The organism is Nitrospinota bacterium, from assembly GCA_029881495.1.
Lineage (GTDB): Bacteria > Nitrospinota_A > UBA7883 > JACRGQ01 > JACRGQ01 > JAOUMJ01.
The window spans coordinates 26,337-35,931 of the sequence record JAOUMJ010000028.1 but is presented as its reverse complement, the minus strand read 5'-3'; the positions used below and the strand labels follow the sequence as shown (position 1 = coordinate 35,931).

Sequence of the window (9,595 nt, the reverse complement as noted above, 5' to 3'; positions counted from 1 at the left end):
AATTGATCATATAAACAAGGTAACGGCTTCGATATTTTCAACCTCGGTACTGAAAGAGGAACAACAGTAAAAGAGATACTCGATATGATATCCAAAGTAAGCTCCTCGGAAATGAAAATAAAATACGCCGGCAGGCGCCCTGGTGACCCGCCGGAGTTGGTTGCATCCTACCGGAAGGCTCAGACAATATTGGGCTGGACGCCAAAGTACTCCAATTTGGAAACTATCATTCGCTCGGCATATACTTGGCATTTTAATAGAGCCTATTAATTAGCAATTCTACATGAATTAACCTGTGGAGGTATGGAAGCCATAAAGATAATAAGTGTCGTTGGTACCCGCCCCAACTTCGTAAAAATTGCCCCGCTTTGCGAGGCAATGGAAAAGGTGAATGATAGGATAGAGCATATCCTTGTACACACCGGCCAGCATTACGACATGAGCATGAGCCGCGATTTCTTTGAGACTCTTTCAATACCAAAACCTGATATACATCTTGAAGTCGGCTCCGGCAGCCATGCCGTCCAAACTGCAAGCATCATGACCAAATTTGAAAAAGTCTGCAACGATCTGAATCCGGACTGGGTCATTGTCGTCGGTGACGTAAACTCTACCCTGGCATGCTCTCTTGTGGCGAAAAAGATCGGCCTGAAAGTCGCACATGTAGAAGCCGGACTCCGCTCCTTCGATATGTCCATGCCAGAAGAGATAAACCGGAAGGTCACCGACTCGATAGCGGATCTGTTTTTCACGCCGTCCATAGACGCGGATGAAAATCTGAAAAGAGAAGGTGTGGACGAAAAAAAAATTAAGCGCGTCGGCAACATAATGATTGACACCCTTGTTCGCGAAATCGACAAGGCTGACAAGAAAAATACATTAGAGCGCTTCGGAATGAAAACCGGGAAATTCGCATACGCCACGTTACATCGACCATCTAACGTCGATGACCGTAGTGCACTTTTATCCATTTTCGAAAGCCTGGCGGATATTTCCTTCAAAATCCCTATCGTACTTCCGCTCCATCCAAGGACCAAGTTGCGGTTAGAAGAATACGGTCTCGCCGATTTCGCGACCGAACATGAAAGACTCATTCTTGCAGCCCCTCTCTCCTACCATGAATCAATATGCCTTATTAAAAATGCCGCTTACGTCATTACCGATTCCGGTGGAGTACAGGAAGAAACTACATATCTTGGTATTCCCTGTCTCACATTGCGGCCAAATACGGAACGCCCGGTAACAATCACTATCGGAACAAATAAGCTTACATCGATTGAAAACCTGAAAACCAACGCGGAAAAAATCATGCAAAATACTTCTGGAAAAGTGACTGCAAAAGTACCGGAGATGTGGGACGGCAAAACTGCCGGGCGCATTGTGAAGGTATTTCTAGAATTGCCTTGACCACTATCGGATATTTTATAAACCAACTAATGTATAATACTTCTTACGAAATACGCTTAATGCAATGCGTTGATTTATTAGACTTTAACCAATTTTTTAAGTTATCAGGATGCGATGCAGGACAATATTGTTGAAGTGCTGGACGTTGGAAAGAATATAAGGGATGTTTCAGTCCTGGAAAATGTTTCACTCACGGTCAAGCAAGGTGAGTGTACCGGCATAATCGGAGAAAACGGCTCGGGCAAAACAACATTGTTACGTTTGATGACCGGCCTTGTGGCCCGTACCACGGGAAAAATTAAATTATTCGGCCACGATCCTTCGCAAGATCCCATCTCTGCCCTTGCAAGTGTGAGATCGCTTATAGGGATACCCGCCTATTATCCCCATATCACCGCATTCGACAATATGAGGCTTTTCTCCACTTCCGAGGGGGAAAACGGTAGCGACAGGATAATGGCGGCGCTAGAGGAGGTCGGACTTCATGAAGAAAAGGATAAGAAAGTCGGGGTTTTCTCCAGGGGAATGCTTCAAAGGCTCGGTATAGCATTTACCCTCATTGAAAACCCTTTACTCTATATATTCGACGAGCCGACGCAGGGTGTAGATGAGGTTTGGATTGAAAAACTCAAGGAGATCATTGCGTCCAGGCAGAAAACAGGCAAAACGTTTATAATAACAAGCCATAACTTCGACTTTATTTCCAGCCTTTGCGAAACAGTCTTGATACTTGATCAAGGAAAATCCCTGTATAAAGGAGAGTTGAAAAAGGTCGCTGAATTTCCATACTACTTCCTGTTGCGCGGAACTCCCGAACAGACCATTCTCGATACTGTGAACAACCTTGAATATGTGCACAAGATACTTTCGACCGGCGGAGGCTTCGAACTAACGATGCGTAAGGAATATTCAAGCGACCTTATCAAATTACTGGTCGAGAAAGGATGCAGGATCGATGAACACGCATTTATCCGATACTCGACATCCGACCTAGTTCAGCATCTCCTGGACAAATCAAAGAGCCCTGTATATTCATGAAACGACTTATCTTGGTAGAGATAGAGAAGCTCGTCAGATCTTCTGTTTTCTGGGTGGCCCCCATTGTGCTTATCTTCTTTTTGGGGCTCATGCTGTTCGGCTTTGAGGTATATGCGGCAAAGAACGGAATCGACAAGAACCTTGTTAAATCCGGCATGAAGACCTTCTCCGACAACGACAAGATGACCGGTTCCGCAGTCGTCTCTTCTTTCGTTGCGGTACAGAAAATAGGGTTGAATCTCCTGAACATAGTAACTTTCGGCCGCATGAAGGCCGGCAACACCGCGGCGGTCGTTGCCGAGCAGGATGAAGATATAATCGAACTGAAGCCAGGTGAGGATAAAGGCTTCGACTACTTCGGAACTTTTTTCAAAAGCCTGTTCAATCCGAAATCACTGCCGCGCCCCGGATGCGACTGTACTGAGTGCCCTGATAAAAATGAAAAACCTGATAACGGAAACAATGTCCTCGGCAGGTTCCTCGATTTTATTTCAGTACCAAACGCCTACGCTGTCACGGAACTCCCTGCGAGGAAGCCGCCCGTAATAGATAAAAGGGACTCCTTCGTGGAGAGGATCCAAAAGAGGGTCGTTTGGCTCGTCGATACAGTAAAACTAGAAAACATGCTTATTGACAGGTCCAGGTTCAACGGTCTTCGGTTCACTTATCTCTCCCTTTACTTTTCATTTGTTTTTGTTTTCCCGCTACTAACCGTTTCTGTAGTGGCCCAGTTATTCGCGGTGGAATTCTCGCAAGGCACTATACGGACAATATTTCTCAATCCCATCTCGCGCGGCCAATACCTTGCTTCCAAGCTGATTGTCGTTTCACTGTATCTTGCTTCTCTCATGATGTTTTTCATCTTTACCACAATGCTCGTCGGGGTGGTTTTTGCCGGATACGGCAACCTTATTCTGGATTCGGAACTCATTGGTGACATTGGAGAAACAAGGATGATACTTGGGGATGGAGCTATTTTACTCTTCATGCTTTGTATCCCTGTCGCGGCAATCTCATTTTTCCCGCTCGCCGCTCTAGCGATTCTTGTCTCTTATATCAGACCGGAACCCTCCACGGTCATCGGAATGGTCACTATTATTTATTTCATTTTGTTCACACTTGGCGGGCTGCCGCTATTTGAAGATATAAGATTCCTCTTCTTCACCTCGTATATGGATGGATGGACCCTGCTGTTCAGATCCCCTTTCCAAACGGCTGAATTTGTTTACAAGTTCCTGGCAGTTGCTTTGATGACACTCGGCGCCATAATAACCATCAACTACCTATCCAAGAAGAGAGATATCTACGAGTGATTTCCAGTCCGCTCAACTTATTCTCAAATGCTAGAGTTTTTATAGACAGAAAATTTACCAGCTTCTCCGAAACGGGAATATATCTACTGCAATATTCCGTGATTCTTGCGCTCTCACTGTTCTCCTTTCTCCTGTTCAAACTAGGGATTACCACGATCACAGGGAGTTTCATTTTTTCATTCTCGCTGATGGGTTTCATCTGGCCGGCCTACCTCGCCTCGGCATTCATCCTTCTTGTGGCTCTCGCACACAGGGATTTTACATACCTGTCTATGGATCTATCTTTCACCCCGCTTTACATAACTGAATGGGTATTGATGATACTCCTTATCGCGGCTATCCCGCGATTTCAGTCAATAATTAAAACCTATAAAACGCCGACATTGATTATCCTCTCGTTTTTCATGGTAGGCTTTGCCCTTTTTCTGGCATCGGGACCGTACTGGGAGGCAAAAACAGCTATCAGGCATTTTGCTATCGTATACTATTCACTCTTTGCCATTGCCATCTTTGCCCACATCACAAAGCCATATCAATTCAAAATCACCTTGCTGGCAATGATACTCGGTTCGATTCCGCACCTGCTGGGCGACCTCCTCAACTTTCTATACATGACATTTCCAGCAACCCCGGAGCAAAAGAACTTATCCCTTCGCAATTCCTTTTATATCCTTACTGCCGTGGGGGTATGCCTTCCGTTCATTTATGGCGGCAAAACTGGAAAATATTTCAAGCCTGTTGCGGTTTTCATGATTGCTGCCTTCATCGTTTTATGCCTCTATACCTATACCAAGACAGCGATTATTACCCTGTTCATCATGCTATTGGCATGCCTCGTTATGAAAAGGAAAGTTCTAGACCGTAGAATGAAATTGATCATTGTGATGACTCTTATCCTCCCATTCCTGATTACCCCACCAGGCAAGACCTATTCGGCCTATAAAACATTTCTCGGCACGAACTACATCAAGGAAACAAGAAACGCCGTAAACTTTCTTGCAATGCGTGATTTTGTGGAATACCCCTACGGAATTGGATTTGGCCCTTCCATTTTCGGGGATCATATTCGCGAAAGGGTCATAAACGTTGATAACATGCACTCTCTCCACAACTCCTATATTTCTATCCTTATAAGAACCGGGATTGAAGGAGGGATATTCTTCTTTTCCATTCTCGCCTGCGCTTTTCTATCAGGGCTATATTCCATACATATGGCGCCTTCCGGTTCCCCGGAACTGAGGCTTGCAGAAGCGGTATTCTTCGCCTTCTTACCTTCAACAACCTACCCTTTTGCGCATGTCGCGCTTCAGGGACCGTTTTTCGGCACGTTTTTCTGGATTTTCATCGGCTTGCTCTTCGTGTTTCCAAGGCTTTTTCTCGGTGTTGAAGAAACAAACTGCCGCAATATCTACGATTGGGTGTGCCAACTGGCAGTTAAAGCCTATGGAAGTCTCAGGCATCGAATATTAGGGCATCCTTCTACCGGAATAGACGAAACCGAAGCCGCGTAATTTACCCTGCGGAACGAAGTAAAGTAAATTCCGCTTTTTGCCGATTAGCAGTACTGCAAGGAAATGTTATCTTGCGACATCGTCCAGTTCCATTGCCTGGACAGGAATGATAATATAACCTCGAATTGGGGGCAATTTGATAAACAGTAAAAAGGTATTTGTAACCGGCGGCGCCGGATACATCGGCTCGGTACTTAGCGGCATTCTTCTCGAAGCCGGATACGAGGTAATCCTCTACGACTGCTTCTTCTTCAACGAATCCTCCATAAAGAATATTTCGCAACACCCAAGCCTGACGGTTGTGAAGGGAGACGTGCAGGATACTGCAACCGTCGCGTCACTTCTTGAAAAAGGGATGGATGTCATACATCTTGCATCCCTTTCAAACGACCCTTCATGCGACATGGACCCCAAGTGGTCGCTGAAAATAAACCATGAAGCGACGGTAAACCTCGCGATAGCGGCAAAAGAGAAGGGATGCAGGCGTTTCGTATACGCCTCCTCCTGCTCCGTATACGGTTTTGGAGGCGAGGAAATCCTCACGGAAACCTCTCTCTGTAATCCGGTATCCCTTTACGCCGATCTGAAACTTCGAAGCGAAGAGTCGATTATGAAAATGGCGGACAAATCCTTTTGCCCCGTTTTGCTTCGCCAGGCAACGATATTCGGCCTCTCCCCAAGGATGCGCTTCGACCTTGCAATAAACCAGATGACGATGCACGCGATTACACGGGGAAAGATTTTCGTTATGGGAGGAGGCGAACAGTGGCGCCCGTTCCTCCATGTCCGCGATTCAGCCAGGCTATTCAAGGCATGTCTTGAAGCGCCCCGTGAAGATGTATTCTCGCAGGTATTTAACGCAGGTTCCGACGAGAACAACTTCCAGATAGTCGAACTCGCAGAGCTTGTAAGCCGCGAACTGGAAGACATAGAAGTGGTCGTCGCACCGGATGATACCGATAGGCGGAGCTATAACGTGGATTTCTCGAAAATCAAGAGAGTATTGGGTTTCACGCCGAAGGAGAATATTTCAAATTCAATTTCTGAAATCGCCGATTACATAAAAGACCATCCGTCCGCAGATTTCAACTCGTCAGAATACTTCAATGTGAAAAGGTTGCAGGAGATAACCTCGCACTTCAACGTCCTGCAAGGTTACACACCGGTAAAGGATTAGGCTCGTCGCGTCTCCCCCGCCCCTCTAATCGAAATACTTCGCCTCTTTAAAGGCCCTGCCGGAGGAATCCTTTACTGACAGTATCGGAGACTTGCCATCCACAAGTGGCCAGTCGATCGACATGCTCGAATCATTCCACATAATAGTCTCCTCGTCCTCCGGCGCGTAATAGTCGGTTACCTTGTATACCACCTCCGCCGTTTCGCTAAGCACATAAAAGCCGTGCGCAAAACCTTTCGGCACCCAAAGCATTTTCCTGTTCTCGCCTGAAAGTATCAGAGAGAAACTTTTTCCGAACGTCCCGGAGTTTTTGCGAATGTCGACAACCACATCGAATATATCGCCGCTTATAGCGCGTATGAGCTTCCCTTGGGGCTGTTTGAACTGGTAATGAAGCCCTCTTAGCGTCCCCTGAACAGAACGGCTGTGGTTATCCTGAACGAAACTGGCGGAGATCCCCCCTTTTTCAAACTCCCGCTTGTTCCACGATTCCATGAAGAATCCGCGGCTGTCACCGAACAGTTTCGGCTCTATTATTACAATGCCAGGTATATCTGCCGGGACGAATTTCACAATGAGCCGTCTTCCTTGAGTATCCTGAGCAGGTACTGCCCATATCCGCTCTTCCTTAGCGGTTCTGCCAGCCTCTCCAGTTGATCAGCGCTAATGAATTTATGCCTATATGCGATCTCCTCCGGGCAGGCAATCTTAAGTCCTTGCCTCTCTTCAAGTATCTTTACATAATTCGCCGCATCAAGCAGGGATGCATGCGTTCCGGTATCGAGCCAGGCGGTTCCCCTGCCAAGTATCTCAACGTTCAGCCTCCCCTTCTTCAGGTAGGCCATATTAACGTCGGTGATCTCCAGTTCCCCTCTGGCGGAAGGCTTTATCCCCTTGGCTACATCGACCACGTCATTGTCGTAGAAATATAATCCCGTGACCGCATAATTCGATTTCGGGCTTTTCGGTTTCTCCTGGATATCGACCGCCCGCCCGGACTTGTCGAAACTTACAACGCCGTACTTCTGCGGGTCGTTAACGTAATAGCCGAATATCGTCGCTCCGCTCTCGCGGGATGCGGCGCTCTTCAATATGCTTTCAAGACCGTCGCTGTAAAAGATGTTATCGCCGAGGATAAGGCTTACAGCGCTTTTACCGATGAACTTCTCCCCGATGATGAAAGCCTGAGCCAGTCCGTCGGGGCTTGGCTGAACTTCATAATGCAGGGATAGTCCCCAGGCCGAACCGTCACCCAGCTGGCGCACAAATGCATCCCTGTCGTTTGGAGTGGTTATTATCAGGATATCCCTGATGCCAGCCAGCATGAGTGTCGTGAGGGGATAATAGATCATCGGTTTGTCGTATATCGGCATCAGCTGTTTGCTGACAGCCCCTGTAAGCGGATGGAGCCTCGTCCCCGAACCTCCGGCAAGAATTATCCCCTTGTAACTCATGTAGCACACATTTTTAACATTACGCGGGGCGATTGACAAGCGATTACGGAGATATCCGATTGCACACTATCCGTATTATTTCGGACTCACTCCTGCCAATCAAAGCGAAAGCAGAATGACGGGTGGACTGGAAAAGAACCTGGAAATTCGATATAGATGCAACCTTCTTTACTTTTTCTCCCGGTCATAGACGTCATCATAGCGTGTGATGTCGTCTTCGCCGAGATAGGAGCCTATCTGTACTTCTATCATTTGCAACAGGTCGTTCCCCATGTTTGCCAATCTGTGCTTCTCCCCTATCGGAATGTATGTGCTCTCATTTTTTTTTACGACAAATGTCTCTTTTCCTCTTGTAACCGTCGCCGTCCCTGAAACCACTACCCAGTGCTCCGAGCGCTGTTTATGGCTCTGCAGACTTAGTTTCGCGCCAGGATTCACCTCGATCCTCTTCACCTTGTAGCCGGATGCCTCCTCCTCCACAACCGTATATTTCCCCCAGGGGCGGAAAACGGTAGCGTGCTCAAGGTGCTCACGGCTTCCTCGATCCTTGATCTTATCCACCAGAGTCCTTACATCCTGGCTCTTCCCCCGTTTGGTCAACATTATCGCGTCCTTTGTTTCTACCGCAATGATATCTTCCAGACCCGCAGCGGCAATAAGCCGCGACCGGCTGTTCAGCAGGGAATTCTTGCAGTCTATCTGCAAAACATCCCCTTGCATGGAATTGCCAGCGTCATCATGCGGCGACAGCTCATAGACAGCGTCCCAGCTTCCTACATCAGACCACCCTATGTCGCAAGGTATGAGGGATACCCTGTCGGACTTTTCCATGACTCCGTAATCGATGGAAACGGACTGCATCTTTTCGAAGTTTTTGCTGATAACATCCTGTGATGCACTCCCGGCCCGCCAGAGGCTCCGCATTTCTTCAATTTGTCCGGAAAGCTCCGGCATATGTTTGCCTATCTCTTCCAGTATCACGGACGCTTTCCAAATGAACATCCCGGAGTTCCAGTAGTAGCTCCCGGATTCAACGAATTTTTTTGCGGTTTTAATATCAGGTTTTTCCGTAAAACGGATTACTGGAAAAACGCCGTCTGACCCGGTTCCTGTCTCAATGTATCCAAACCCTGTCTCCGGCGACTCCGGTTTGATGCCAAACGTGACCAGCCTCCCTTTTTCGGCAGTGGCTATACCGCTCCTCAAAGCGTCATGAAACCTTCCTACGTCCCTGATTATGTGATCGGCTGGCAGTACCAGGATAACAGGGTCGGTATTTGACTGATCCATCAATAATGCCGCAACTACTCCGATAGCGGGGGCCGTATTTCGTCCGCAGGGCTCCAGGATCGTATTCAGCGACTTCAGCGTATCGTACGCCTCCCCTTTGGCATATTCCTCACCTGTGATCACCCAGATGTCGTCCTTGGAAACGAGCGGATCAAGCCTTGAAATAGTTGCGTCTAGCATCGTTTCATCGCCAAAAAGATTCAAAAACTGTTTTGGTAGCTGTTTGCGCGATAGCGGCCAGAGGCGCGTGCCCGAACCGCCGGCGAGTATTACCACCTTGAAACCAGACATCAATGAATTCCCCTTGCACCCTGCGGGTTCCAATTTACGAAATCAATTACCCGCTATCTCTTCCCATGCTGATAGGAGGGTAATATTAACATTTCAAGCAAGTCAGTTTATCCC

At 47.4% G+C, this 9,595-nt stretch carries 8 protein-coding genes; 5 read left to right on the top strand and 3 right to left on the bottom strand.

Features of this window, described 5'->3' with window-relative positions:
* The first annotated feature begins 303 nt into the window (after positions 1-303).
* The 5 genes from wecB to OEY64_11000 all read left to right on the top strand — a co-directional run bounded on the left by wecB (position 304) and on the right by OEY64_11000 (position 6,446).
* Positions 304-1,407, top strand: coding sequence for a UDP-N-acetylglucosamine 2-epimerase (non-hydrolyzing) (gene wecB, locus OEY64_11020; GenBank protein MDH5543481.1), 1,104 nt, complete (start codon positions 304-306; stop codon positions 1,405-1,407).
* 114 nt (positions 1,408-1,521) lie between these two features.
* Entirely contained in the window at positions 1,522-2,445 is a 924-nt protein-coding gene (locus tag OEY64_11015) for an ABC transporter ATP-binding protein (protein ID MDH5543480.1), read from the top strand.
* On the top strand, positions 2,442-3,758 hold the full coding sequence (locus OEY64_11010; GenBank protein ID MDH5543479.1) for an ABC transporter permease: 1,317 nt from the start codon (positions 2,442-2,444) through the stop codon (positions 3,756-3,758). Before OEY64_11015 ends, OEY64_11010 begins: the two co-directional genes overlap by 4 nt.
* Before the next feature lie 98 nt (positions 3,759-3,856).
* Positions 3,857-5,269 carry a hypothetical protein gene (locus tag OEY64_11005; protein ID MDH5543478.1) on the top strand — a complete coding sequence of 471 codons (1,413 nt, stop codon included), beginning with the start codon at positions 3,857-3,859 and terminating at the stop codon, positions 5,267-5,269.
* Positions 5,270-5,405: 136 nt separating this feature from the next.
* Positions 5,406-6,446, top strand: a complete 1,041-nt coding sequence (locus tag OEY64_11000) for an SDR family oxidoreductase (protein ID MDH5543477.1) — start codon at positions 5,406-5,408, stop codon at positions 6,444-6,446.
* A gap of 24 nt (positions 6,447-6,470) precedes the next feature.
* On the opposite strand, the gene rfbC is transcribed toward OEY64_11000, so the two are convergent.
* From rfbC to OEY64_10985, 3 genes are all read right to left on the bottom strand, one after another.
* Positions 6,471-7,019: a dTDP-4-dehydrorhamnose 3,5-epimerase gene (gene rfbC / locus OEY64_10995; protein MDH5543476.1), complete on the bottom strand. Its 549-nt coding sequence runs from the start codon at positions 7,017-7,019 to the stop codon at positions 6,471-6,473.
* Positions 7,016-7,900: a glucose-1-phosphate thymidylyltransferase RfbA gene (gene rfbA / locus OEY64_10990; GenBank protein ID MDH5543475.1), complete on the bottom strand. Its 885-nt coding sequence runs from the start codon at positions 7,898-7,900 to the stop codon at positions 7,016-7,018. The genes rfbC and rfbA overlap by 4 nt, the downstream gene beginning before the upstream one ends.
* Positions 7,901-8,068: 168 nt before the next feature.
* On the bottom strand, positions 8,069-9,481 hold the full coding sequence (locus OEY64_10985; GenBank protein MDH5543474.1) for a mannose-1-phosphate guanylyltransferase/mannose-6-phosphate isomerase: 1,413 nt from the start codon (positions 9,479-9,481) through the stop codon (positions 8,069-8,071).
* Positions 9,482-9,595 lie beyond the last annotated feature (114 nt).

Excerpts from the sequence above, each read along its gene's own strand:
- OEY64_11015 (MDH5543480.1), top strand. The coding sequence starts at position 1,522 with ATGCAGGACAATATTGTTGAAGTGCTGGACGTTGGAAAGAATATAAGG.
- wecB (MDH5543481.1), top strand. The coding sequence starts at position 304 with ATGGAAGCCATAAAGATAATAAGTGTCGTTGGTACCCGCCCCAACTTC.
- OEY64_10985 (MDH5543474.1), bottom strand. The coding sequence starts at position 9,481 with ATGTCTGGTTTCAAGGTGGTAATACTCGCCGGCGGTTCGGGCACGCGC.
- rfbA (MDH5543475.1), bottom strand. The coding sequence starts at position 7,900 with ATGAGTTACAAGGGGATAATTCTTGCCGGAGGTTCGGGGACGAGGCTC.
- OEY64_11010 (MDH5543479.1), top strand. The coding sequence starts at position 2,442 with ATGAAACGACTTATCTTGGTAGAGATAGAGAAGCTCGTCAGATCTTCT.